Annotated in this window: 22 protein-coding genes; 13 read left to right on the top strand and 9 right to left on the bottom strand. The window is 60.6% G+C overall.

Features of this window, described 5'->3' with window-relative positions; all coding sequences use genetic code 11:
• Window positions 1–906: 906 nt before the first annotated feature.
• Together ACWJJK_RS06975 and hpnR are read left to right on the top strand one after the other, a co-directional pair.
• Entirely contained in the window at window positions 907–2211 is a 1305-nt protein-coding gene (locus ACWJJK_RS06975; RefSeq protein WP_454128782.1) for an alpha/beta hydrolase family protein, read from the top strand.
• Window positions 2212–2743: 532 nt separating this feature from the next.
• Complete coding sequence (hpnR, locus tag ACWJJK_RS06970) at window positions 2744–4297, top strand: hopanoid C-3 methylase HpnR (protein WP_434130735.1); 1554 nt, start codon at window positions 2744–2746, stop codon at window positions 4295–4297.
• 182 nt (window positions 4298–4479) lie between these two features.
• On the opposite strand, the gene ACWJJK_RS06965 is transcribed toward hpnR, so the two are convergent.
• Window positions 4480–6084 carry an FAD-binding oxidoreductase gene (locus ACWJJK_RS06965; RefSeq protein WP_086133502.1) on the bottom strand — a complete coding sequence of 535 codons (1605 nt, stop codon included), beginning with the start codon at window positions 6082–6084 and terminating at the stop codon, window positions 4480–4482.
• Between the two features lie 326 nt (window positions 6085–6410).
• Here ACWJJK_RS06965 and ACWJJK_RS06960 point away from each other — a divergent pair, with 326 nt between their 5' ends.
• The 8 genes from ACWJJK_RS06960 to ACWJJK_RS06925 all read left to right on the top strand — a co-directional run bounded on the left by ACWJJK_RS06960 (window position 6411) and on the right by ACWJJK_RS06925 (window position 12602).
• Window positions 6411–6848, top strand: a complete 438-nt coding sequence (locus ACWJJK_RS06960; protein ID WP_156879820.1) for an amidinotransferase domain-containing protein — start codon at window positions 6411–6413, stop codon at window positions 6846–6848.
• Between the two features lie 175 nt (window positions 6849–7023).
• On the top strand, window positions 7024–7557 hold the full coding sequence (locus ACWJJK_RS06955; RefSeq protein WP_077730668.1) for a DUF421 domain-containing protein: 534 nt from the start codon (window positions 7024–7026) through the stop codon (window positions 7555–7557).
• A gap of 6 nt (window positions 7558–7563) precedes the next feature.
• Window positions 7564–7749 (top strand): hypothetical protein, encoded by a 186-nt coding sequence (locus ACWJJK_RS06950; RefSeq protein WP_086133500.1) that lies wholly within the window; start codon window positions 7564–7566, stop codon window positions 7747–7749.
• A 101-nt stretch (window positions 7750–7850) separates the two neighbouring features.
• Window positions 7851–8864, top strand: a complete 1014-nt coding sequence (locus tag ACWJJK_RS06945; RefSeq protein WP_077730670.1) for a mechanosensitive ion channel family protein — start codon at window positions 7851–7853, stop codon at window positions 8862–8864.
• 77 nt (window positions 8865–8941) lie between these two features.
• Window positions 8942–9466, top strand: a complete 525-nt coding sequence (locus tag ACWJJK_RS06940; RefSeq protein WP_156879819.1) for a c-type cytochrome — start codon at window positions 8942–8944, stop codon at window positions 9464–9466.
• On the top strand, window positions 9463–9819 hold the full coding sequence (locus ACWJJK_RS06935) for a c-type cytochrome (protein ID WP_156879818.1): 357 nt from the start codon (window positions 9463–9465) through the stop codon (window positions 9817–9819). The genes ACWJJK_RS06940 and ACWJJK_RS06935 overlap by 4 nt, the downstream gene beginning before the upstream one ends.
• A 183-nt stretch (window positions 9820–10002) precedes the next feature.
• On the top strand, window positions 10003–11793 hold the full coding sequence (locus tag ACWJJK_RS06930) for a methanol/ethanol family PQQ-dependent dehydrogenase (protein ID WP_156879817.1): 1791 nt from the start codon (window positions 10003–10005) through the stop codon (window positions 11791–11793).
• Window positions 11790–12602: a substrate-binding domain-containing protein gene (locus ACWJJK_RS06925; RefSeq protein ID WP_156879816.1), complete on the top strand. Its 813-nt coding sequence runs from the start codon at window positions 11790–11792 to the stop codon at window positions 12600–12602. Before ACWJJK_RS06930 ends, ACWJJK_RS06925 begins: the two co-directional genes overlap by 4 nt.
• Before the next feature lie 345 nt (window positions 12603–12947).
• Here the strand turns inward: ACWJJK_RS06925 and ACWJJK_RS06920 are convergent, their stop codons facing one another.
• The 3 genes from ACWJJK_RS06920 to ACWJJK_RS06910 all read right to left on the bottom strand — a co-directional run bounded on the left by ACWJJK_RS06920 (window position 12948) and on the right by ACWJJK_RS06910 (window position 15817).
• Window positions 12948–13631, bottom strand: a complete 684-nt coding sequence (locus tag ACWJJK_RS06920; RefSeq protein ID WP_156879815.1) for a hypothetical protein — start codon at window positions 13629–13631, stop codon at window positions 12948–12950.
• Window positions 13632–14219: 588 nt separating this feature from the next.
• Window positions 14220–15263 (bottom strand): cytochrome-c peroxidase, encoded by a 1044-nt coding sequence (locus tag ACWJJK_RS06915; protein ID WP_454128781.1) that lies wholly within the window; start codon window positions 15261–15263, stop codon window positions 14220–14222.
• A gap of 197 nt (window positions 15264–15460) precedes the next feature.
• Window positions 15461–15817, bottom strand: a complete 357-nt coding sequence (locus ACWJJK_RS06910) for a DsrE/DsrF/TusD sulfur relay family protein (RefSeq protein WP_077730678.1) — start codon at window positions 15815–15817, stop codon at window positions 15461–15463.
• A gap of 269 nt (window positions 15818–16086) precedes the next feature.
• Between ACWJJK_RS06910 and ACWJJK_RS06905 the strand changes: the two genes are divergently transcribed.
• Both ACWJJK_RS06905 and ACWJJK_RS06900 read left to right on the top strand, forming a co-directional pair.
• A complete protein-coding gene (locus ACWJJK_RS06905) occupies window positions 16087–17448 on the top strand; it encodes an APC family permease (protein ID WP_156879813.1) in 1362 nt (453 codons plus the stop codon).
• A gap of 80 nt (window positions 17449–17528) precedes the next feature.
• Entirely contained in the window at window positions 17529–17870 is a 342-nt protein-coding gene (locus ACWJJK_RS06900) for a PadR family transcriptional regulator (RefSeq protein WP_077730680.1), read from the top strand.
• Between the two features lie 318 nt (window positions 17871–18188).
• On the opposite strand, the gene ACWJJK_RS06895 is transcribed toward ACWJJK_RS06900, so the two are convergent.
• The 5 genes from ACWJJK_RS06895 to ACWJJK_RS06875 form a co-directional block, all read right to left on the bottom strand.
• Window positions 18189–18464, bottom strand: coding sequence for a sulfatase/phosphatase domain-containing protein (locus tag ACWJJK_RS06895; RefSeq protein ID WP_454128780.1), 276 nt, complete (start codon window positions 18462–18464; stop codon window positions 18189–18191).
• A gap of 46 nt (window positions 18465–18510) precedes the next feature.
• Window positions 18511–19122 carry a hypothetical protein gene (locus ACWJJK_RS06890; protein ID WP_156879812.1) on the bottom strand — a complete coding sequence of 204 codons (612 nt, stop codon included), beginning with the start codon at window positions 19120–19122 and terminating at the stop codon, window positions 18511–18513.
• Window positions 19123–19524: 402 nt separating this feature from the next.
• Entirely contained in the window at window positions 19525–20547 is a 1023-nt protein-coding gene (locus ACWJJK_RS06885) for an HAD family hydrolase (RefSeq protein WP_454128779.1), read from the bottom strand.
• Between the two features lie 75 nt (window positions 20548–20622).
• Window positions 20623–21447: a hypothetical protein gene (locus ACWJJK_RS06880; RefSeq protein WP_454128778.1), complete on the bottom strand. Its 825-nt coding sequence runs from the start codon at window positions 21445–21447 to the stop codon at window positions 20623–20625.
• 607 nt (window positions 21448–22054) lie between these two features.
• The gene (locus tag ACWJJK_RS06875) at window positions 22055–23419 is read right to left on the bottom strand and encodes a KamA family radical SAM protein (protein ID WP_086134158.1); all 1365 of its coding nucleotides are present in this window, start codon (window positions 23417–23419) and stop codon (window positions 22055–22057) included.
• Window positions 23420–23917: 498 nt separating this feature from the next.
• Here ACWJJK_RS06875 and ACWJJK_RS06870 point away from each other — a divergent pair, with 498 nt between their 5' ends.
• Window positions 23918–24493, top strand: a complete 576-nt coding sequence (locus ACWJJK_RS06870; RefSeq protein WP_077730686.1) for a MarR family winged helix-turn-helix transcriptional regulator — start codon at window positions 23918–23920, stop codon at window positions 24491–24493.
• Window positions 24494–24553 lie beyond the last annotated feature (60 nt).

Below are 24553 nucleotides of genomic sequence, written 5' to 3'. Positions count from 1 at the left end.
TCCACTTTGGGCTCGGACGACATAATCGCTATGAATCAGGAAAGGCAAAACTGGAAGAAAGCATGAAACCTGAATGACCCCGAACGCATGAGCGATGAGTACTGACAGTTTTGTCGGGCGAAAGTGACGACCCTAGTCATCTTGTTCGCGGGAGTGACGCTGCTGCACGACGCTCGCGCCGGGTTGGTCGGACCGGCAAGCCGCCCTCCGGCCCAAGGAAGCGCCGATTACTCGTCCACCGAAGCCACCGCTGCGCGTAACTGGCTAATCGAAAAGCCCTTACCCGACCTCCTCCCAACCCGAAAGGGCTTTTTCAGCGCTTCTTCGGGGAGGAGGTCGTGTTCTGAACGCTTTGGCGGGAGAATGTCGTCATCCTCATTGAAATCCCGGCCTGGCGAAGTTCACACCGGCGGACGGCTTGAATGCGCCGGTGGTTGGGGTGGCTTTTGAATGGGTGACAGTCGTTCAAACCGACATGGCAGAGTGGATGACTCAAGTGTTTTCCAATTCGGTGCAGCGAACGCCACCAGGTCTTAACCCCAGCGGGCCGCACACGTCGCCGTTGCACCGGTTATGCCCGCTCTGGTCTAATTCCACAGATGGTATCGCCGCCTGTCGGTCAACGGTGGGACGTTATGGAACGTGCCGGCGGCAAGCGCCGCCTGTGATTGCTCATGGCAATACCGGATAAGCCGGCCAGGCGTAGAACGTTCTCTTCGGTCCAGAGTCGGGACCAAACACTGTGCACTAGAGGCGACAGGGGGATTCTTCGCAATCCTCCACAACGGCCCACTGCCGTTTCCAGGCTCCTAAGTCAAAGCGTAAAGCTGCATGCGGACCAGGCCGGCGTGAAGACGCCAGATTTCTTCAGCGAGGACTGATATGCCATATCGCCGGAAAAATCCGATGTTTCGATGGCGCGGAATCTCGGCCGTATTGTTGCTGTGCATCTGCCAGATCGCGTCCGCCAAACGAGTGGACGAGTCGTCGTACCGCTACCCCTACAAGAATCCTTATCTCGCCACCGCCACCGTCGCCATCCTGAAAGACCGCGAACAACGCTATGTCTGGGAGGAAACCCAGCATTTGGACCTGGAGCTGATTCCGGGCCGGAACGGTGTTTACCTGCTGGAAGGCAAAGGAAAACTGCGTATCCGCTATTCGCCGCATCCGGGACCTGCGCCGCTGGTGTTTCTCCTGCCGGGATTCGGCGGTTCCGCCTATTCGGGCGCCGCCCGTTATCTCGCGCAGCTGCTTACGGACCATGGTTTTCAAGTGCTGTCGCTGCCCTCCCCGTTTCATTGGAACTTCACCTTGGGTGCCAGCCGCTCGGCCTTGCCCGGCCTCACCGAAAGGGACAGCGAGGACATGTACCGAGCCATGCAATCGGCTCTGAACGCCGTACGCGAGCGATTTCATCCGGAAATTACCCGAATCGGCCTGATTGGGATGAGCCACGGCGCGTTGACCGCGGCCCATTTGAGCAAACTCGACTCGGAAAGAAAGAAAATCGGCTTCGACGCCACTCTCCTGATCAACCCTCCCATCGATCTGCTCGGGGCGATCCGCACAATTGAGCAGCTGGCGGACTTGGAAGCTCGCTACACGGAAACGCAGAGATCGAACATCCAGTCCTACGCCATCGGCACTGGCAGTGCCGCCCTCAGCCGGGACATCGAGGATCCCGATTATTTCGCCCACTGGGACCGGCGTCTCAAGCTGGACGATGAAAAAATACGCTATCTGATCGGATGGACCTTGCGTCAGCCCGTGGGAAGCTCGCTTTACGTCAGCGCCTTGGTTCATCCGGCGATGGGATTTCTCCGGGCACCGATTACCTGGGGATATCGAAGCGCCCGCCTGGAAGAAGCCCGATCGTACGACCTCATGAGCTATCTCGAACGGGTCCTGGTGCCGCATTTGGAGCGGACCAGCAAACGGAAGCTCGGCTTCGAGGAATTGGTCAGAGAGTCATCACTGAAAGGCATCGCGCCGGCCTTGCGCGACAATCCGAAGGTTTATCTCATGCACAATGCGGATGATTTCCTCGTGTCCGGCGAAGACCTGACATTCGCCGAACGGATCTTCGGCGACCGCGCAACCATTTACCCCCGCGGCGGCCATCTCGGCAATCTCTGGTACACGCAGAACCGGCGGGACATTCTGACCACATTGAAGCCGCTGCTGGGCGACCGTTCAGACGAGAGATAGGCCGAGCCGGTGCCGCGATATCTCTCGCCGCAGCCGGCGCCCGTGACCGAATACCTGCTCGACCGGCGCGCGCCCCGTGCCCTCATAGAGCGTTTTCTATCCCGGTGTACGGATTCGTTCCAGGAGGGGAGAACGTAGGTCAGCAATCCCTTCCCAATCGCAAACGGTCGCTTTAGTCGCGACCCTTCCAATCGCAAACGGCATCTCTGGGAGCGCCAGAGCTGCCCTTCCAATCGCAAACGGTCGCTTTAGTCGCGACCCTTCCGACAAAGCCCTTCGCCGAGCCGATACGTCGGCAAGGGATTGCCGACCTACATATCCGAGTCCCTTACACCGATTCGGAAAACGCTCTAGCCCGTGAAATCCGGCGGAATGACAATTTTCTTATGGCGAGCGCCGCCTCAAAGGAATTTCCGTCATTGACATGGACTCCAAATTTCATAGTCTGCTTTTGACCCGACACCGACCGATGGTGCGGAACAAGGATTTTCCTGAACGAATCGACAAACCAATAACTAGAAGAGATCACTCCATGAAAATTCTCGCCGTCCACCCCAGTCCCCTGATGTACACCAAGGTCTTTCTCCGTCTCGAGCCTTTAGGTTTGGAAATGGTGGCGGAATCGGCACGCCGCCTGGGGCACTCGGTCCGCCTGATCGATCTTCAGGTCGAGACCCACCGGGATTTCTACCGGATGCTGGAAACCTGGCGGCCAGACGTCGTGGCCTTCGCCCTCAATTACCTGGCCAATGTTCCGGAAGTGATCGATCTCGCCAAGGACGCCAAGGACCGGCTACCCGACAGCTTCGTCTGCATCGGCGGGCACAGCGCCTCGTTCACGGCCAAGGACCTGCTGGAACACGGCGAGGGCAAGATCGATTGCGTGCTGCGCGGCGAGGGCGAAGCCGGATTTCCGAAGCTCTTGGAGGCGATCGAGCACGACCGCGATTCGGTGCATAAGGTACCGGGAGCCGTCACGGCCGACGGCGAAGGTCCGCCGCCCGGCTTCGTGGCCGATCTCGACGATGTCAGCCCGGCTCGGGATTTGGTGCGGCATCGCCGCAAATATTTCCTCGGCACTCTCGATCCCTGTGCCTCGGTCGAATTCACCCGCGGCTGTCCCTGGGACTGCTCCTTTTGCAGCGCCTGGACCTTTTACGGCCGCAGCTACCGCGTGATGAGCCCGGAGAAGATCGTCGAGGACCTGAGCCGCGTCCGGGAACCCGGCGTCTTCATCGTCGACGACGTGGCTTTCATCCAGGACAAGCACGGCTTCGAAATCGGCGAAGCCATCGCCCGACGCGGAATCAAGAAGGAGTATTACCTCGAGACACGGGGCGACGTGCTGCTCCGCAACAAGGACGTGTTCCGGTTCTGGAAAACGCTGGGCATGGAATACATGTTTCTCGGGGTCGAGGCCATCGACGAGGCCGGTCTCGCTCTTTATCGGAAGCGGGTGAGCCTGTCCAAGAACTTCGAGGCGCTCGAATTCGCCCGCTCCCTGGGGATCACCGTCGCCATCAACATCATCGCCGACCCCGATTGGGACCGGGACCGCTTCGAAACCATCCGCCAGTGGTGTCTGGAGATTCCGGAGATCGTCAACATCAGCGTCAACACGCCCTACCCCGGCACCGAAACCTGGCACACCGAATCACGAAAGCTGACCACCCGCGACTACCGTTTGTTCGACATCCAGCATGCCGTCCTGCCCACCCGGCTGCCGCTGCCCGAGTTCTACGCGGAACTGGTGAAAACCCAGCAGGTGCTCAATCTGAAACACATGGGCTGGGAATCCCTCAAAGGCGCGGCCGGCATCGTCTTCCGCCGTCTGCTGCGGGGCCAGACCAACTTCCTGAAAAGCCTGTGGAAATTCAACAGCGTCTTCAACCCGGAACTGCAACTGGCGGACCACCGGCGCCCGGTCAAATACGAGATGTCCCTGCCGCCCGAACGCAGCGAGCAGAAATTCAAGCCGCAAACCCTTTACGTCCACGAGATCCGCGAACGCAAGCCGCGCGCGCTGGACGAGGCTACCGAGCGCTTCGTCGACGAAAGCCGAACGGGGGCCTTGGCCGAGTCCTGACGCGGTTCGTCGGCAAAGGATTGCCGACCTACTATATCGTCAGTTTTAGGCGTAGGTAGGCAATCCTTTGCCGACGAACCTTTCTACAACCAAACCGAAAAATGCTATTGCAGTCGCCATAGCCATGGCAGAAGAGATCGGCCAACGGCGAGCATCAGCAAAACCGGAGCCTGCATTAGAAGTCACATCGCCCGTCTCAGATGCAATGGTCTCGCATACGAGAACGAATCCATCACCCTGCCCGGGTTCATCCGGTTCTGCGGGTCCCAAATCGCCTTGAACTCGCGGAATGCTTGAACCAACGCGTCGCCGTACAGTTTGGGCAAAAGGTCCGCTTGTGCCGGTTCGTCGGCCTGTTCGGTGGACAGTGAACCGTTGTAACGCACGACAAGGTCCGTCTTTTCGTCGACGAAAGCCCTCCAATGTCGGATGCGTTCGTGCGCGATGAAGTCGATCCGATAGTGGATACAGCCCTCGCCGAAATGGCCGTACAAAGAACAGCGATAACCGTATTTATCGAGCAACGCCCGGTATTCCCTCAAATACGGACCGACATCCTGAGGATGCACGGCCGCATCCTCCCAAATCGGCCGGACCATCCGCAATCCCGCCCCATGGGTAGTCGCCGTAAGTCCGGCCTCCCGGAACTTCCGTATCCGGGCTTCATCGCGAGGATCGTCCAGCAGCTTCATGGACGGAGCCCCTGGTTTGCAGCGCAGTTCGTCCATGAGTTGCCGCGCTCTGCCGGCGGATTCTTCCTGCGTTTCGCCTCCGAACTCCAGGATCAGCCAGCCGCGCCCCGCAGGCAGCAGTTGCAATTCCTCCAAGCGCATTTGTTTGGCCTTCATGGACCTGACGAGCGAGTCGTCGATGCCTTCGAGGCCGATGGGTTTGAACGCCATGAGTTCGGCAATGTGGTCGGCGGCCCGGAAAATGTCCGGATAACCCAGCACCAGCAGCGTGCGCACGGGCGGGCTCGGCACCAGGCGCAATTCCGCATGCAGGACAATAACGCAGGTTTCCTCGGTACCGACCAGTGCGCGAGCGAGATTGAAGCCGTTCTCGGGCAGCAATTGATCTATCGCATAGCCGGAGAGGCGGCGCGGAATCTTGGGAAAGCGTGCCCGGATCGTATCGGAGTATTTGTCGCGCAACGCCTTTAGGCCGGCATAGATCTCCCCGCGCCGGCCGCCGCCGCGAATGATGGCCTCCAAATCCTCCTCCGAGGTCGGACCGACGGTCATGCGCAGCCCGTCGTAAGTGAGGATGTCCAACCTGTGGACATTATCGGCGGTATGCCCGGCCATGACCGAGTGCAGTCCGCACGCGTTGCTGCCTATCATGCCGCCCAGAGTGCAGTGAACGTGGTTCGATGGGTCGGGACCGAAGGTCAGATGGTGCTCCTCCGCTTTACTCCGCAGAGAATCGAGTGCGCATCCCGGCTCCACGACTGCCCGCTGCCGTGAGGGGTCGATGGCGAGAACGCCCCGAAGATACTTGGACATGTCGATGATCACGACGGAGTTGCGCCACGGCACGGCCAAGCGGGTTCCTCCCCCGTGCGTCGTGATGGGCGTATCGTGTTTGCGGCAGGCGGCAACGGTCTCGACCACGTCGTTGACGTCGCGCGGAATGACCACGCCGATCGGCATCTGCTGGTAGTCGGCTGCGTCCGCCGCGTAGAGCGCGCGGCTGCGGAAATCGAACCGGACCTCGCCGCGAACACGTTTGCGAATGGCGATGGCCAGAGCCTCCGCCGCTGTAGCGTTTAGAATTGAATGCACCATCGGACCTCCATGTCAGATAGACGTGCAATTACTTCCGAGAAAGAAACACCCGCCGGCGATCCTTGCCGTTAGCGCCGAATCGATTCTAAACCTTCGCGCGGCTAAGACATAGTCCCGCCAGCCCTAACCAAGGCATCTACACAAGCATCCAAAGCCACCCTTCCGTGCCGGGTGACAAATTGTGCAGATACCTATGCCGCCATAGGGAACAATCCAATGCCGCCCGAGTCACTTCGATAAGGCATAGTGGAACGGCCTCCGTTCCGGCAATGTGAAATGTCAATCGGCCGGCGAGAAAGGGCATCGGAGGCTTGTGCGCAAACCCCATGAATCACGGTAGAGACGTTGCATTTATCCGCGTTCACGAAATCGAAAGCCGCTGCCGGCAACCCATGCACATCGACACCACCATTCTGCCTTTGGCGGAAAGCCGGTTGCTGGTCAATCCGGAATACGTCGACGTCGGCCGGCTTCCGGAGATGCTCAAGTCTTGGGATATCCTGGTCGCACCCGAGCCCGATCCGACGCCGAGCACGTTTCTACAGCTCGTATCCATGTCCAGCCGTTGGCTGAGCGTCAACGTGCTCTCGATCGACGAAAAGCGAATGATCGTCGAAAAAGACCAGCCGTCGATGATACGGCTCTTGGAACGGCACGGCTTCGAGCCGATTCCCTGCTCGTTTGCGAGCTATGCGCCGTTCGGCGGTTCGTTCCATTGCGCCACCCTGGACATTCGACGACGCGGCGAACGGCAGTGTTATTAACCCGGCCTATATTTATAGGCCGGGTTAATCCGGGGCAGGGATGCCCCGGCGCGGCGACAAGCCGCGTGAGCCCAGGCCGGGCGTGTACCGGGCCTGGGCGGCGGCCCGAAATACCAGGAGGGTATTTACGGGCCTGATTAATATTTCTAAGGATTTCTTACCGCAAGGAGGCACTATGTTTTTCGACAATTGGATGAGTCTCGTGAGAACCGGCGTGGTGGGTGTGTGCGCCTATGTCCTGCTGGTGCTGCTTTTGCGGGTCTCGGGCAAACGCACCCTGTCCAAGCTCAACGCCTTCGACCTCGTGGTGACCGTGGCATTGGGTTCCACCTTGGCGACGGTGTTGCTGACGAAGAACGTGACCTTGGCCGATGGCGTGCTGGCCTTCGCCCTGCTCATCTTTCTTCAGTGGGCTTTGGCCTGGCTGTCGGCCCGGTCCAGCACGGTAAGCCGTATGGTCAAAGACGAACCGCGCCTGCTGTTCCATCGAGGCCAATTCCTGCACGCGGCGCTCAAGGCGGAACGGGTTACCGAGGGAGAAATCCTGCAGGCTCTCCGCACCCAGGGGATCGCGTCGCCCGACCAAGTGGGCGCGGTGGTTCTGGAAACCGACGGCAGCTTCAGCGTCCTGCAAAACATCGACACCGGCGGCGCTTCGAGCCTGGCGGGGGTGCGCGGCAGCGAACACGAGACCTCGACCGCGGCCTAGCCTCTCTTGATTCTGCTGCTGATCCATAAGCTGCTGCCCGGCCGGCAAGTGCCGTGGAGGGCCAGGCTGGAAACGCTGTTTCGCCGTTGGCTGCCCCGAGTGCTGCGAATTCTGCTGGTCGGATTCGGGATGTTTCTTATGGTCGACGTGGTGCTGCGGGCGCTGGGCTTGGAACTGCCGTTCGGGGAATAAAGGCTGCGCGATCGGGCTCTGTCTTTCCGGATTCGAGCCAATGCGGATAAAAACCGTCCGTCGCCGGTCGGTACCGTAAAGGCGAACAGGAAACTGCCGACATGGATGAAATCATTCGCTTGGTGGGCCCTAGCCGGGCCGTGGAAATTTTCGGGATTCGGCTGGTCGGCATCAATGCCGAGAACGGCAAGAAGCTCCTGATGAGTCTTCTCCTGATCGCCATGATTTTTCTGTTGCGATGGGCGATCCGTCAGGGCTCGAAATTCATCTTCCGCCGCCGCCCCGACGAGCAGACCGAATTCTGGGCGCGCCAAACGATCCAGCTCATTACCGCCTTTCTGTTGTTGTTGGGACTCGCCTCCATCTGGTTCAACGACCCGACCCGGCTCGCCACCGCCTTGGGCCTCGTGACGGCAGGTCTCGCCTTCGCCCTGCAGCGGGTGGTCACCGCGGCAGCGGGTTATTTCGTGATCTTGAGAGGCAAGACCTTCCATGTGGGCGACCGCATCGTCATGGGCGGCGTGCGCGGCGATGTGGTGGCCTTGGGCTTCATGCAGACGACGATCATGGAAATGGGCCAGCCGCCGTCGGTGCAGGCTGCCGATCCGGCCATGTGGGTGCGAAGCCGGGAATACACCGGCCGTCTGGTCACGGTCAGCAACGCCAGGATTTTCGACGAGCCGGTTTACAACTACACCCGCGACTTCCCCTATATTTGGGAAGAACTGAGCCTCCCGATTCCGTACCGGGCCGACCGCGAACGCGCCGAGCGCATCGTCACGGAAGCTGCCCTGCGCCACACGATCACGACCAATAAGCTCGGGCAGGAGGCCTTGGAAGAGATGCAGCGGCGCTATTTCCTGAAACCGACCGAGATCGGGCCGCGGGTCTATTACCGCCTGACCGATAATTGGCTGGAGCTGACCGTGCGCTTCATCGTGCGCGACCGCGGCATTCGCGAAGCCAAGGACGCGCTGAGCCGCGACATCCTCCAGGGCTTCGAACAGGCCGGCATCGAACTCGCTTCGGCAACCTTCGAGATCGTGGGAGTTCCGCCGCTTCGGATCGAGAAAGAGTCGCGGATTCAGCCTGCCGGCGCGTTCGATCATACGTAATATCCGCTAACGACAGACGCGTCGTTTTCGTCTAATTTGAGGTATCGCCCGCCTCAATCGTTTATCGGCCGCTTTAGATGGGAAGCATTAAGCGCCTTGTATTGTTGAGCTCGGCCGCGGCAGCGGCATCATCGGCGTTATTTCCCGTATTTGGCCAGGAATGGGGGGCGAGACCGCTGCATCGCCCCAGCGCCGCCCAATTGCTGGAAGTGCCCATCTCCGGCAATCCGATCGTCCCGCGGCGCGGACTGCCGATCGAGAATCCGTACGCGAACGATGCCGGCGCCATCGTGCAGGGACGAAAGCTGTTCGACAGCCTGAATTGCAGCGGTTGTCATGCCCCCTTGGGCGGAGGCGGCATGGGTCCGCCCTTGAGCGACCGCGACTGGATCTACGGCGGAGAACCCGCCGCGATCTATCTCAGCATCGCGCAAGGCCGTCCCAACGGTATGCCGGCCTGGAGCCGGGCCTTGCCGCCGCAGTCCATTTGGCAACTGGTGACCTATATCCGAACGCTCGGCGGAGCGCCCGCACCGGACGCCGGCTCGACGGAAAAGCCGGCCCATCCCGATTCGGGTCGTGGACGCGGCTCCCAACGATGAAGGCAACGGTACTCAAGCACCTCGTCGCGCTCGCGATCTGCCTGGCCGGCGATGCCGGCGCAGCGCCTTCCGTGGCGCAGCTCGAACGTGAGGGTTACCAGGTGTTCATCGAGCGTTGCGGCGTCTGTCATGCCGTCCGCGGAACCGCTGCCTATGGCATTTTGGGTCCCGACCTGACCCATCTGATGAGCCGGCGTTACATCGGCGCGGGGACGCTCCCGAATACGGTGGGCAATCTCGGAGGATGGATCGCGGATGCGCAGGCGCAAAAGCCGGGCTGCTTCATGCCGACCATGGATCTCTCCGGCCCGGAATTGCAGGCGGTGCTCGCCTATCTCCAGACTCTGCGCTGAATGGCTGGGACCGCGTCCGATGTAGGTCGGGAATCCTTTCACGGCGCATTTGTCGGCAAAGGATTGCCGACCTACGATTAACGTCGCGCCCGAAGTAGGTCGGGAATCCTTTCCCGACACAGCGGGTCGACAAGCCGGCTTTCCGGCAAAGGATTGTTGATCTACAGCTGGAGGAGAGACCGGATGATCCGATCGATGCTGTGTTTGCTGATTTCTGCCGCCTGTTCGGGATGGCTGGCGAATGCCCCGGCTTCGGACGAGGTCGTCCGCCTTTCTCAGGACGACGGCCAATGGGTGATGGCCGCCAAGAATTACGCCAATACCCGCTTCAGCGGCCTGGATCAGATCAACGCCGGCAACGTCAAACAGCTCCGCGTCGCCTGGGTGTTTTCGACCGGAGTGCTCAACGGCCACGAGGCGGCGCCGCTGGTCGTGAAGGATACGATGTACCTCGTCACCCCCTGGCCCAATCTTCTCTACGCCTTGGACTTGAATCAGGCCGGCGCGATCAAGTGGGTGTACAAGCCGAACCCCAGCCGAGCCGCGCAAGGCGTGGCCTGTTGCGACGTGGTGAACCGCGGGGCGGCCTACGCCGAGGGAAAAATCTTCTTCAACACGCTGGACAATCATACCGTGGCGGTCGATGCGGCCACGGGCAAGGAAGCGTGGAAAACCAAGCTGGGCGAAATCGCCATGGGCGAAACCATGACCATGGCCCCCATCGTGGTGAAGAACAAGGTTCTGGTCGGCAACAGCGGCGGCGAGATGGGCGTGCGCGGCTGGATCACCGCGCTCGATACCCGTAACGGCCGGATCCTCTGGCGGGCGTACAGCACGGGGCCGGACAAGGACGTATTGATCGGACCGGATTTCAAGCCGCCTTACGTAACCGGCGAGAACCTGGGGGCGACCACCTGGCCGTCCGAGACGGCCTGGCAAATCGGCGGCGGAACGGTCTGGGGCTGGATTTCCTACGACCCGGAAGCCGATCTGATCTATTACGGCACCTCCAACGCCGGCCCCTGGAATGCCGTGCAACGCCCCGGCGACAACAAATGGACCTCTTCGGTGTTCGCCCGCGATCCCGACACCGGCATGGCGCGCTGGGCCTACCAGTGGAATCCGCACGATCTCTACGACTACGACGGCATCAACGAGAACGTGCTACTCGACCTGAATATCGGCGGCCAGGATCGCAAGGTCTTGGTGCATGCCGACCGCAACGGCTACATGTACGTGATGGACCGGCTGACCGGCGAAATCATTTCCGCCGAGCCGTTCGTCTATACCAACACGGTCAAGCGCGTCGATGTGAAGACCGGTCAGGCGGAATTAGCTCTGGAAAAGGGTCCGCAGCTCGGCAAGTTCGTGAAGGATATCTGCCCCGCCCCGCCGGGCGGCAAGGACTGGCAGCCCATGGCTTATTCGCCGCGCACGGGCTTTCTTTACGTGCCGCACAACAACCTCTGTTTCGACATGAAAACCATGGAAGTGGGCTATATCGCGGGAACGCCCTATGTGGGCGCCGAAGTCGCGATGAAGGCGGGACCGGGCGGCAACCGCGGCTTCTTTACCGCCTGGGACCCGGTCCAGAACAAGAAAGTGTGGGCCATCGAGGAGCCGTTTCCGGCCTGGAGCGGCGCCCTGGCGACGGCGGGCGATGTGGTGTTCTACGGGACCATGGACCGCTGGTTCAAGGCGGTGGACGCAAAGACCGGCCGGGAGTTGTGGAAGTTTCGGACCGGCTCAGGCGTGATCGGCCAGCCCATCACCTACCGGGGCCCCGATGGCAAACAATATGTCGCGGTGCTGGCGGGCGTCGGCGGCTGGTCCGGCGCGGTGGTGTCGGGCGAGTTGGACCCCAAGGTTCCGTACGGCGCACTGGGTTTCGTCGGGGCGATGCAGGACTTGCCCAAAGTCACGGGCGAAGGCGGCACCTTATACGTCTTCGCGCTGCCGGAGGAGCAGCCATGATCGGAGGCTTGCGCCGGATGGCATTGTGTTTGTCGCTGAGCGTCGCCGCGAGCGCCTATGCCGCTGAAGGGACGAAAATCCTGCGGATTTGCGCCGATCCCAACAACCTGCCCTTCTCCAACCAGCGCGGCGAAGGCTTCGAGAATCGCCTGGCGAAGATCATGGCCCGCGAACTCGGCCGCAAGCTGGAGTACACCTGGTGGGCACAGCGCCGTGGCTTCTTTCGGAACACGCTGAGCGCAGGGCGCTGCGACCTGGTCATGGGCGTGCCTAGCGGATTCGAAATGGCCCTGACGACCCGACCGTACTACCGCTCCAGCTACGCCCTAGTATACCGCAAGAACGCCGGCTACGCGCCGCGTTCGCTCGACGATCCGCGACTTCGGACGCTCAGGATCGGTCTTCACTTCATCGGCGACGACTACAGCAATCCGCCCCCGGCCGAAGCCCTGGCACGGCGCGGCATCATCCGGAACGTGGTCGGCTACAGCATTTACGGCGACTATCGGAAACCCAATCCGCCGGCACGCCTGATCGAGGCGGTCTCCCGAGGCGAGGTCGATGTCGCGATCGCCTGGGGACCGCTGGCGGGCTACTTCGCCAAACGCCAGCCGGTCAAGCTAGAGGTCGTACCCCTGCCGACGCCCGCCGAGGCGCAAGCGCAGCCGTTCGAATTTTCGATCGCGATGGGCGTGCGAAAAGGCGACGAGCCGTTGCGGGCCGCGCTCGATGAAGCGCTGGCAAGGAAGCGCGGCCAAGTCAACAAGTTGTTGAAGGAATACGGCGTGCCGCTCGTCGAGCCGCTGTAGCCGGCGTGTAGAAGGATTGAAATCAAGTTGGGCCGGGAATGCAGCAATTCCCTTGTCGGGACGACATGCCTCGTGGAAAACCACTCGCGGTCGGAGGAAGTGGACGTTGCTCTGCCACAGTCAACTCACGTGGATTGGATGGTTCAAACCGGTCGATTGCTGACCTCGGCACTTCAGCACCTTGCGGCAGCATCGGAACTCGAATCTACCGTCCTAGTTTCCCCGAATGCTCGGTGGCAAAGCCTATCCCCTTTCCCTTTTTACAGAAAGAAAACAGCCGAATCATCGCTGATCCGGCTGTTTGAACCCCCGGCGAACCCGCCTGTCAGCGGATGTGCCGTATGTCTAGTCCTCAGATCCGAGAACGGCGCGCACGTTAGCTTGACCGATCGGAAAGCCTTTCGTGAAAGCCTGGACGCCGAACTGCTGGTTCAGCGCACTGGCGGCTTCCTCCGATAGGGTGACCTTGACCTCCTCCACCGTTAGGACATCGTCGCCGCTATCGACTTTCGCGGCCTCCAGGGAAAGGTCGAACAGGGGCAGGCGCGCAACCAGATCGTCGTTCGCCACCACCAGACCGGTCAAGACGGGCCGGTCTCCGGTCAGATCGATGATAAAGCTGGAAAGCTCCACGCGGGTGTCGCCAGCCGTGAGCGAGAGCCCGCCCGAGTGGTCTATCTCGGCGCGCACAGGCTCGAGGTCCACCACGCCCGTTGTAATCGGAAAGATGGCCCGTACCCCGTCCGAGTTCATCCGCAACTGGGCCGGTGATATGGCGTCGGGCGTGACCCCGAGATCATTCAGCGCCTGCACAAACTCTGGCGCAAGCCGCACTGTTGTCGAGCCGGAGGAAGTGGTCTCCGCCGGTGCTGCGACAGCGTGGTTTAGCTGCAGGGTGAAAAGCAGGACCGCGACCGGAACACCGATCACGGTGTCGCGCAACCGCTTGAGCAGGGTTCTACCCAGGGAGGCGCCCGAAAATGCAAGTCTGGAGAATCGAAGTGGGAAGGCGAGAGAGTTGCTAGTCATGTTCAGCTCCTTAGAACAGAGACAACAGAGTTCCTGGCGAGATATCGCAACCCTACTGGGACACGGTTCACCAGCCGTGAAACAGTATGACAATCAGGGAACCGCGGAATTCCAGGCTGTTGGAAGCGCGCGTCCGAAAATATCCACCGAGGTATTCGTGACTCTGTTGAAATCCATGGGCGCCACGACGTTGAGCTGGCTTCCGACCTTCGAGCAACCTCGAATCTGTAGCCGACGTGTGGAAGCCTGAAATCGAAACGGACCGGGACTGCAATCCGTTTCAACGGACAACAAGTAGATACCGGGTTGAAGACCGCGCGTGGTCGGATGAAGTGAGTTTCCTTTCAGCGATAAAGTCGCTGGCTAGAGCGTTTTCATACCTACTGTACGGGCACTGGCGAGTAGGTCGGGAATCCCTTCCCGACGCCGCCGTTGGGCCAACGGGTTCGTCGGCAAAGGATTGCCGACCTACGAAAGCTTGAATCGATCTACCCTAGCCGAAGGCGCCAACGACGTCCGCCAAGCCTGTTTTGCCGTACGAGCGAGATGAAAACGCTTTAAGCGGTTCAGCAGGAGTCTTCCTGCGAATCATGGCGGCGTCGCCGAGAAGGTCCGTGGCGCCAATACCGGCTCGGTGGCAAATTCCCTGGGCAACTCGCCCGTCAGGCTGTTCAGGAAGGCTACCAGGTCGCTGACATCCTGGTCGGTGAGCTCTTTGCCGAGTTGCACTTTGCCCATGATGCGCACCGCTTGCGGCAGGGTGGCCACCGAACCGTCATGGAAATACGGCGGAGTCATGGCCACGTTGCGGAGGCCCGGGACCTTGAAGAGATACTTGTCGGCGGGATTCCGGGTTTCCTTGAAACGACCTTCGTCGATCGACGGGCTGGCGGTCTCCGTCCAGTAATCCCCGAACATCCCGAATTTCCGGAATGCCGATCCACCGACAGCCACCCCGTTATGGCAGGAGACGCAGCCGAGGTCGATGAAGGTCTTCAAGCCATTCCGCGCTTGAGGCGTCAGGGCCTTGGCATCGCCTTTGAGATAGGCATCGAAGGGCGACGGCGTCACCAGGGTGCGCTCGTAGGCGCCGATGGCCTTGCCCCAGTTCTCCGGCTTCACCGGCTCCGGATCGTTCGGGAAGGCTTGTTTGAACTCGGCTTCGTAGCCCAGCGCCTTGAGCTTCCGGATCACGGCCGCAGTTTCGGGATTGCCGAAACTGGTCTGTCCCGTCAGCGATTTCATGGCCTGGTCCTCCACGTCGGCGCGATTGCCGATCCAGAGGGCCTTGAACTGGAGCGCGGCATTGAGCACGGTGGGCGCGTTGCGGGCGTTCAGGCGATGTTCGGCGCCGATCGATTTAGGCAAGGCGTCGGTTCCGTACAGGCCGGGACGATGGCAGGTCTGGCAACTCACGGTGCCGTCCAGGGAAAGCCGGGGATCGAAAAACAGCTTCCGGCCCAGTGCGACACGCGCGGGATCGGTCGGGAACTCTTCGGTCGCCATATCCTTGGGGAGCGGTTCGAACAGCTGCTTGGCCTTTTCCATCAAAGGCTGCCCCGCCTCCTGGGCGTGAACCGTAACCGCGAGAAGAGCCGCTGCCCAGGGGACGCCCCGTGTCCGGCGGGCCAACGATGAAACGGAGCCGCGTCCTTTAGGGAAGCTCTGATTAAGTCCTTCGACAGGCTCAGGACGAACGGTAAGGTATGGATTCCGTTCGTGGTGAGCCCTTCGACTTGGCTCAGGACAGGCTTGTCGAACCATGAACGGAATCCACTTGTTCAGAGTTTCCCCAGCGGGACCGCCGTCGCGATGGTTGAGCCGGCAGTTCATAAGGTGATGACCCTGTCGCTATCGACCACCCATTCCGCAAGCTCGGCCATGGTGGACTGGCGTGCGCCTTCGTAGTAAGGCTGGTTCTTATGGATGCCGCATCGCGCCATGCAGGTTCCGCAAACTTTCACGATAACGCCTCTTGCGATCAACTGTTTGAGCATCATGACGAGGTCCTGGTCGTAAGCTTCCGGAACTTTACAAGTGTCCCGCGCCATGTCGACGGCATCATTTATCAGGAAAATACGCACATCCTGACTGGCTTCAAGCAGTTTCCCCGCCAGCCGCAGCCCATTCCATGTCACGTCGGTACCGTCATAGGGCGGCCTGTTGAAAATGATGAGTACCTTCATCGTCCATCCCTCCGTTCGTGGTGTCCGCCAAGAAAGCGATTTATCTCCTTAGACAGATATCGCTTGTCGGGGCCTCGCACAACCCCGGCACGATATATTATCGATATCCGATAACGGATTTCGATAGTATGATTTCGCCTCGGACCTGAATGCAATCGGAGAACATCCCATGAAGTCGTTTGACCCGTCTCACCGTGCTGAACTCGACGCGCGATCCGTTCGATACGGAATGGTCCTGACGGTCGCCGGCGCTGGCGTGAGGTGAAACGATGAGCGAACCACGGATCCGTCAAGCAACACAGGCCCCTGGCTCGCCTCGACTCCAACGGCGATTGGGATTGTTCGGTGCGATCATGATGGGCCTGGGTGCCATGGTCGGCACGGGCGTATTCGTGAGCATCGGCATTGCGGCGGGCATCGCCGGGCCATCCGCCATTCTGGCTATCGTGCTGGCGGCCCTGGTTGCCATCTGCAATGGACTCGGCAGCGCCCAACTCGCCGCCAGCCATCCCGTCAGCGGCGGCACGTACGAGTATGGCTATCAATACCTCAATCCCTGGCTGGGCTTCACCGCCGGTTGGATGTTCCTGATTGCCAAGTCCGCCTCCGCTGCCACCGCCGCCCTGGGTTTCGCCGGTTACACGCTGGGCGCCTTGGGCCTCTCGCAGGATTATCTGGTCCTTCTGGCGCTGGCGGCGGTGATAGCGCTCACGCTGGTTGCGCTGAGCGGCATCCACCGTTCAAACGTGACCAACGTCGTCATTGTCTCGGTGACCCTGCTGAGTCTGCTTTTCTTCGTCATGGCCGGCTTGTCGGTCACATCGGGCGCCAACTTCACGCCGTTTTTCGCGCCCAGAGCGGACGAGACCGGCCCTCTCGGCGCATTGTTTCACGCGGCCGCCTTGATGTTCGTGGCTTACACGGGGTATGGACGTATCGCTACCTTGGGCGAGGAAGTGCACGAACCGAAGCGCACGATTCCCACAGCGATCATCCTCACCATGATCGTGACCATGGTGCTCTATATCGCCGTGGCGGCGGTCGGCGTCGGAGCCGCTGGAGCCGAGGGGCTGAGCGGTGCGGCGACGGGTGCGACGAGCACACAAGCCGCACCGCTGGCCGTGGCCTCGCGGCAGTTTCCCATCCCTTTCAGCCCGCACATTCTGGCGATCGGTGCCGTGACGGCCATGTTGGGCGTGCTGCTCAACCTGATTCTGGGACTGTCGCGCGTGCTGCTGGCGATGGGCCGCCGCCGCGATATGCCGGTCATTTTTGAACGCCTCGATGAAGCCAAGACGACGCCTTACTGGGCCGTACTGGCGGTAGGTGTGGTTATCGGCGGGCTCGTGCTGATCGGCAATGTCAAAACGACGTGGTCATTTAGCGCATTCACCGTCTTGATCTACTATGCCCTGACCAATGCCGCGGCGCTGCGGCTGCCTGCCGAGCAGCGGCTTTATCCGCCCTGGGTCGCGGGACTGGGATTACTGGCGTGTCTGTTCCTGGCGTTCTGGGTGGAGCGGCAGATTTGGCTGACCGGTTTAGGACTTATTGCCGCCGGTCTCCTCTGGCACGCGGTCGCGAAGCGGCGGCATGACGCTTCCAGCGCATCACGCCGATCATCCGGCTAGGCACCGCACCCGACTCACTCCAGACGCCGCTACGCTCCACCTTCCGGCAGCCGGCGGGCCGGGTCGATGATCGAAAACGAATGAGCAAATTGTATTACGACATATTCCTCGCCTTCGTCCGAGTCCACCTGCTTCACCACGCCGCCGAGGAGCCCTTCTACGGCGCAGCGATGTTGGAGGAACTTCAGCGCCACGGCTATCGCCTGAGCCCCGGCACGCTCTATCCCATTCTTCATGGCCTGGAGAAGGCGGGCTATCTCAGCGTCGAGCGAACCGTGGTGGGCGGCAAGGCACGCAAGTACTACCGGATCACCGACCAGGGCCGGACCGCCTTGAAAGAGGTCAAACCCAAGCTGCGGGAACTGGTGGAAGAAGTGCTGGGTGATCTCGGACCGGCCGGAAGGCCCGACCCGTCCGAGTAACATCGGGTGAACAGCGGCAGCCACCGAACCAGCCGCACCGGTCTACGGAACAGATACCCAGCGCCTCTGGGATTTGCGGAAAAGGCCAAGGCCGAAGACGATGAGAAGGATGCTGACCTTAACCACAAGCAACAGCAGCGCGGCCACGCCCATGAGCGTCTCTCTCGCGTTCTTCGGCCGTGTCCGCGGGGTAGTTCCAGCATATGCGAACGCTCAGCACCCGGCGCCGCTGGCGCCTTCGTTCATTTTCGCCAGGGCCTGATCGATGGTGAAGCTGGCCGCCTTCTGGCGCAGGCTTTTCGCCTCCTGGCCGGTCAGCTAGGGCAGCAGGTTGTAGCCGTCGATATGGACCCTGAAGGTCTTGCCCGCCGCCTGGTGGCCTTTCTTGCACTTTTCCACGATATCCGGCTCGCCCGCCGCCGCGAGAAACGTCGGCAGCCAGTCGTGGTGCTGGACGATTTCGTTGGAGACCATGCCCGCCGGGATTTTGCCGGGCCAGCGCAGCAACACCGGAATGCGGAAGGCGCCCTCCCGGTTGGAGTTCTTCTCGTTACGGAACTCGTCGTCGCAGGTTTCCATACGCTTTCTGGCCAAGGGGGGCCGGTGTCCTCGATTCGAGAGGGAGCCGCTTCGGCGTCGGTCACAACACCTTGTCTTCCTTCATCTTGGCGATCAGCGCTTCAGCCAGCTCCCGGGTCACTTTGGTGACATCCTTCGGGTCGATCGACTCGCTGATTCCCGACCACACCGCTTGCTCGCGCTTGATGCCCCACAGCGTCGACTCGATGGTCATAACGTCATACGCGTGGATTTCCGGCGCGGCCGCCCAGGTTGCCCCGTACCAGCCGTAAAATCCTGGACCGGGTCCGACGTAACCGGGGCTGACGTCCAGCTTGCGTTGCACCCGGAGGACCCGTGTGACCAGCACCGAATCGGCGCCGGTTTTTGCAACCGCCTGCTTGATTCTCTCTTTCGGCAGGGGGCCTTCTTCCGGCAGCAGCGAATAACTCGCCGAGGCTTCGGTTCCGGATGTGCGCAGCGCCTGTACGAAACCGTCCTCGAACAGACGTCGGTTCGCATCGCTGCGGCTGACCCCGATGACCAGGACCTTGCGAAACGGCACATCGCTGAACTGCGGGTCCTTCCAGGAATCCTTGAGGTACGTCGTCGCGCAGGCGGCCACCAGCGCCGCTACAAGCCACAACAGACTCAAACCCAGCCTTGAATTCGGACGATTTGTTGCCGGTCTCATTCCAGCTTCGACCATCCCTGTACTCCTTAATTCTTTGTCTTGCATTCCGCTTGAAAGTTATAGCCAAACCCGACATCAGCCTCTAACGGACCTCGGTCCTGTAATAGCAGACCGCACCCGCTTGGATACACCCGCACACGAGTTATTGATCTCAGTCCAGGCCTTGAACGCGTGCGCATCGAACGCTTATTCAAAATTGCTTTCAATCTTTCAATGGGGAATCAACTTTGTAGGGTGGGTTAGGCCGCGAGGCCGTAACCCACCGGGCGGCCTCTAATCGGTGGGTTACGCGGAGCCTGTCCTGAGCGGAGACTAGGGGCTAACCCGCCATCGACGGGTTTCGCTTCGCTCTACCCATCCTACGATGAATATTCACTCGAATGCCGAATGGAATTACTCGGCTCACTCGGAAAATGGAAACACCCGCTTCCAGTCCCGCTTCATGTCCACCACCATCCAGCCGCGAGTCTTCGCCTCGTCTAGCGCTTGGTCAAGCCGGCCGACGGACGACTCGCGGTCGTAGGCCCACTCGCGCTCGGCGTCGGTATGGTGGATCAGCGCCATGAGCCGCGCCCCTTCGCCACCCGCCGTCCATTGAAGCATCTGAAGGTCACCGTCCGAATTGCCGAAGGCGGCGATGGGCCGTCGCCCGATGAACTTGTGGATGCCCACCGGCTTGCCAGCCCGGTCGTCGACGAAATCCACCTCCGGCAGCCTTACCAGCACCGGCTTGCCGTCGCGCAGTTCGAACTTCGTCTCGATGCTGCTCCCCACCACCTGTTCGGGCGGAATGTCGTAGGCTTTTTCGACCCAAGGCCGCATGAAATCTATCCCGCCGCCCGAGACGATGTAGGTCTTGAAACCGTTGGCGCGGAGGTGGGCCAGCAGTTCCCGCATGGGCTGGTAGACCAGTTCGGTGTAAGACCGCCCGAACTTGGGGTGCCGGGCCTCTGCCAGCCAGTCCTCGACGATGGCCGCGAACTCGGTCGTGGTCATGCCGGCATGGGTGGCCATGACCAGTTCGACCAGCCCCTTGTCGCCGCGGGCCGCGAGTGCCGTCAGATCGTTTTCCAGCACGGCCTTGAACGGCTGCCGCTCCTTCCATTCGGGATGTTGCGGGGCCAGCGCCTTCACCCGGTCGAGCGCGAACAGTCCCTGGAAATACAGTGGTTGCTCGGCCCACAGGGTGCCGTCGTTGTCGAACACGGCGATGCGTTCGGCGGGCAGAACGTAATCGCTGCTCTTCCTGTCGGTCACCTTCTTTACGAACACCAGGATGGCTTGCTTCGTTTGGCCTCTGTTCCAGGACGGCAGCGGGTCGGCGGCCTTCCTCTCGGCGAGGGCGGCTCCATTCATCAACAGGATCAAACCTAGGAAAAGAACGAACGGCTGAAGCACGAGCCGGAACGAAGGAACGATGTGCATGGGTGGAGTCTCCAATTATTCTTCAGTCCATCCGTGTCGGACATGAGTGCATGCCCAAACTACCCGTCTCGATGTCTACCAATAGCCCGTCAGCCCGAGGAACGGACCGCTCAGGGTCACATCGGTTTCGATGATGCGCTTGCTCACGTCCAGTCGCAAGGCCTTGTAGCCTGCCTCGATCGAGGCAGGCATGCCGAACAGGGTGGTGCGGTAGCCGACCAGCCCCAGCACGGATCCGGCGAAGTCGATGTTGTCAACGCCGAAGCCGCCGCCGTTACCGTCCACCAGGACGAACCATTTCGGGCTGAGTTGCACCGTGAACCGCGCGCCTATGACCGGACTGGTGAAGCTCTTGCCGGTCGAGGCGCTGCCGATGCCCCTGAACTCGACCTGATTGTCCAGCCAGAGGGTGCGTCCGCCGGCATAGAGCTCGAGCGTGTTGGATCGCGGTTTTTCGTCCCAGTGGGCGATGCGTTCCGAGGCGGCAGGGCCGAACAGGCGGTACATGGCACCATACTCCATGACGCCCAACTGGCTCGACAAGCCTTTGCTGATGCCCCGATCGAACCGGGGCACGAAATCCAGACCCACATAATTGCCGTCCAGATAGATCCCCAGCCGCTCGTAATGCGCTTCGAGCCGCCCCATGAAGGCCAGCGGGAAGTTCCTGAGCTCCTCGGCGATGTCGATGAAGGTGGAGTCGACCGACTTGTTGAACGGCCCCGCGGAAAACTTGCCGTCCACGCCGGGCAGCCATGCGTAGAGCGTGAGGTTGAAGGCCCAGGGATTTTGGCTAGCGTCGCTTTCCGCCGCCGCGCTGTGGAAGCTTGGGACCGCTGCCAAGGCCGCCACAAGGGGCAAGGGTTTGTAAGACGAAAAAAAGCCGGGGTTGACGGTCATGCAGGATCTCCTTATCCAGTTCTGTTGCGTGGCTCAACGGTTATTAATCAGGCCCGTAAATACCCTCCTGGTATTTCGGGCCGCCGCCCAGGCCCGGTACACGCCCGGCCTGGGCTCACGCGGCTTGTCGCCGCGCCGGGGCATCCCTGCCCCGGATTAACCCGGCCTATAAATATAGGCCGGGTTAATAAATCAGTTCCCTTATTCCCAATCGCTTTCGGTCAGGCATTCATTTTCGTTGGATTGGATTGGCTAGGCGCACATCAGCACTGACCGACCGCCAATCACTGCGCTTCGCGTCCGCTGTAACCCACCGAGCGATCTTCAATCGGTGGGTTACGCGGAGCCGAAGGGCCTGTCCTGAGCCTGTCGAAGGGCTAACCCACCATCGATGGGTTTCGCTTCGCTCTACCCATCCTACGATGAATGTTCACTCGAATGTCGAATGGAATTATGTTGCATCAGTCCGATTTTCCTTGTCGACAGCGCAGTCGAGCTATATCCAAGGCGAATAATCCGCTCCCGACCGCCCGGACCGTTGCCGCGAACGAGACCCTGAAACAGGCCTGCTGCAGTCCGGGCCCCTGTCGATTTCAGTTCTCTAAACCTACGATGAAGCGAACTGGCATTCACGATAGATCCGTTCCAGTTCGTCCTGGAAGAAAAACTGCGGCTGACCGAACGCGGGTTTGAGTTCGTCCAGCCATGTCGCCTTGTCGTCGTACTCGGCGAAGAACGGACGATGAATCCAATCGGGATTCCGGCCTTGAAGAAACCGCATCGTGATGATCTTTTCGCCTGCCGCCTCGGTGACGCCGAGCACCTGGACTTTGCCGGGACAGGCGGACATGCTGGGACCCCGCACCGTACGGCCGAGGCCGCTCACCCGCTGGTAGGCTTCCCGGAAAATCTCCCAGGCACGCACCAGGGGCACGGCGAAATAATGCTGAGCGCCGGTATCGCGCGCCAAGAACATGTAATACGGAACGCAGCCGAGGTCGACCTGGGCATTCCACATCCGCGCCCATAGCGCCGGGTCGTCGTTGATGTGGCGGAGCACCGGCGATTGGGTGCGGATCACCGCGCCGGTCGAGCGTAGCCTCTGAATCGCCTGCCGGACCGGCTGGGGTTCCAGCTCCCGTGGATGATTGAAATGGGCCATGATTGCCAGATGCTTGCCGCTGGCGGCCACTTTCCGAAGCAGTGCGACCATGTGGTCGGAATCGGCGTCGGTGAGAAAGCGGTAAGGCCAATAGGAGAGCGCCTTGGTGCCGATCCGGATATGGCGCAGATTGGGAAGATCCGCCGCGATCAGCGGCTCCAGGTAATCGGCCAGCCGCCGCGCCGACATGAGCAGCGGATCGCCGCCGGTGAAGAGCACATCGGTCACTTCCGGGTGCGCCTTAAGATAGGCGACCAGATGTTCCGCTTCGCGGCTCGCGAACTTCAAGCCGGACAGTCCCACGAACTGCGGCCAGCGAAAGCAGAACGTGCAGTAGGCGTGGCAGGTCTGGCCCGGGCTCGGAAAAAACAGCACGGTCTCCCGGTATTTGTGCTGCATGCCGTGCAAAGGTTCGCCGTTCAAATGAGGGACGTTGAGATCCAACTGGCCCGCCGGATGGGGATTGAGCTCCAAGCGGATACGGTCCGCCGCCTCGCGGATCAGGGCCGGACTCGCGCCGGCTTTCACGAGTTCCGCCATTTCCTCGTAATGGTGCGGCAACAGCATGTCGCGCTGCGGAAAGGTCAATATGAACATCGGATCGTCGGGGATGTTATCCCAGTCGATCAGTTCGTCGACCACGAAATTGTTGGTCTTGAAGGGCAGCACTCGCCCCACGACTTCGATTTCGAACAATTGCTCCTCACTGAGCCGTGCCATTTGCGGGATTTCGCGAAAATTGCCGAGGTTGTACGCCGTGTAGCGCGTCGAATCGAATCCCGTAAAGATTTTCTTGGGAGAGATACTCATAAGATATTTCCGCCGAGAATTAGGTATAGTTGTTAAGGAGCAGGTACTGAGACGTGCACTGGACTCGAGCGTTTCCAACTCGCTGAGGACTGAGGCTTCAAAGCCGCCAACGGAAGATTTCGACCGGGTAACGCGGCATTCGGGCTACCCGATAAGGTGTCCCCCCTTATTCCGACCATCCCCCGCTTAACGAAGACGACTCTCTTGGTAAGAACGTGAGAAACCCGATGTCCCGACGTCCTGTGCGTCAGAGGGCAATAAACTGTCACATCACGTCGGCACATGGTCGGAGCTTCTCACGGGGGGGTAAGTATATTTGCACAAAAATGATTTGTGCAAATATACGTCGGGATGCCCGTCGAATCCGGGGAGTCCCGGACCGCCGTCCGTACTCCGACCATTCTCTCCCGCAAGCCCGCAAAGAGAACCGGCGCTTCCAAGTGAAGCGTGCAGCGGCAATAGGCCGTAGCACGCCAAATAGATTTTGATGACGGACACATGAAAACGATTGAATACAGACCGCAAGAAGATTCGCCGGAAATTGCCGAACCGACGGCACGGCCCCACGAAGCGCTCAAACGCTTTCGCCTGATTTTCCGTGCCGTGCAACAGCATTCGCAGTGGGTGGAATCGTGCTGCGGAGTCAGCTACGCCCAGCTTTGGGCGATGTCGGAGTTGTCGAATAACGCCGGAATGAAAGTGTCGGAACTGGCGCGAGCCATGTCGGTTCATCAATCCACCGTAAGCAATTTGCTGGTCAAGCTGGAAAAGAAAGGGCTGATCCGGCGGGAACGAACCAATCCCGATCAACGGGTGGTACGCCTTTATTTGACGGAAGCAGGGCAAGCCCTCGTGGAGCAAACTCCCGAACCCCGGCAGGGTCTGTTGCTACAGGCACTGACCGAATTGCCGGATCCGGTTTTGATCTCGCTGACCCGAAACCTGGATCTTTTGGTGGAGGCCATGCAGATCAGCGACGAACAAGCCGCCATGCAGCCTTTGGGCGTAAGCGGTCACGAATCGGAGACGAGAACGACGATGCGCCGGCGCAAGCCTCGAAAGACGGCGGATTAGCGATGCGCCTTGGCCGATCCGTGCTCGAACTTTCCCGCCGGGATCGAGACTAATTTTCGT

The organism is Methylocaldum gracile, assembly GCF_053646815.1.
This window is presented reverse-complemented; position numbering and strand designations above follow the sequence as displayed.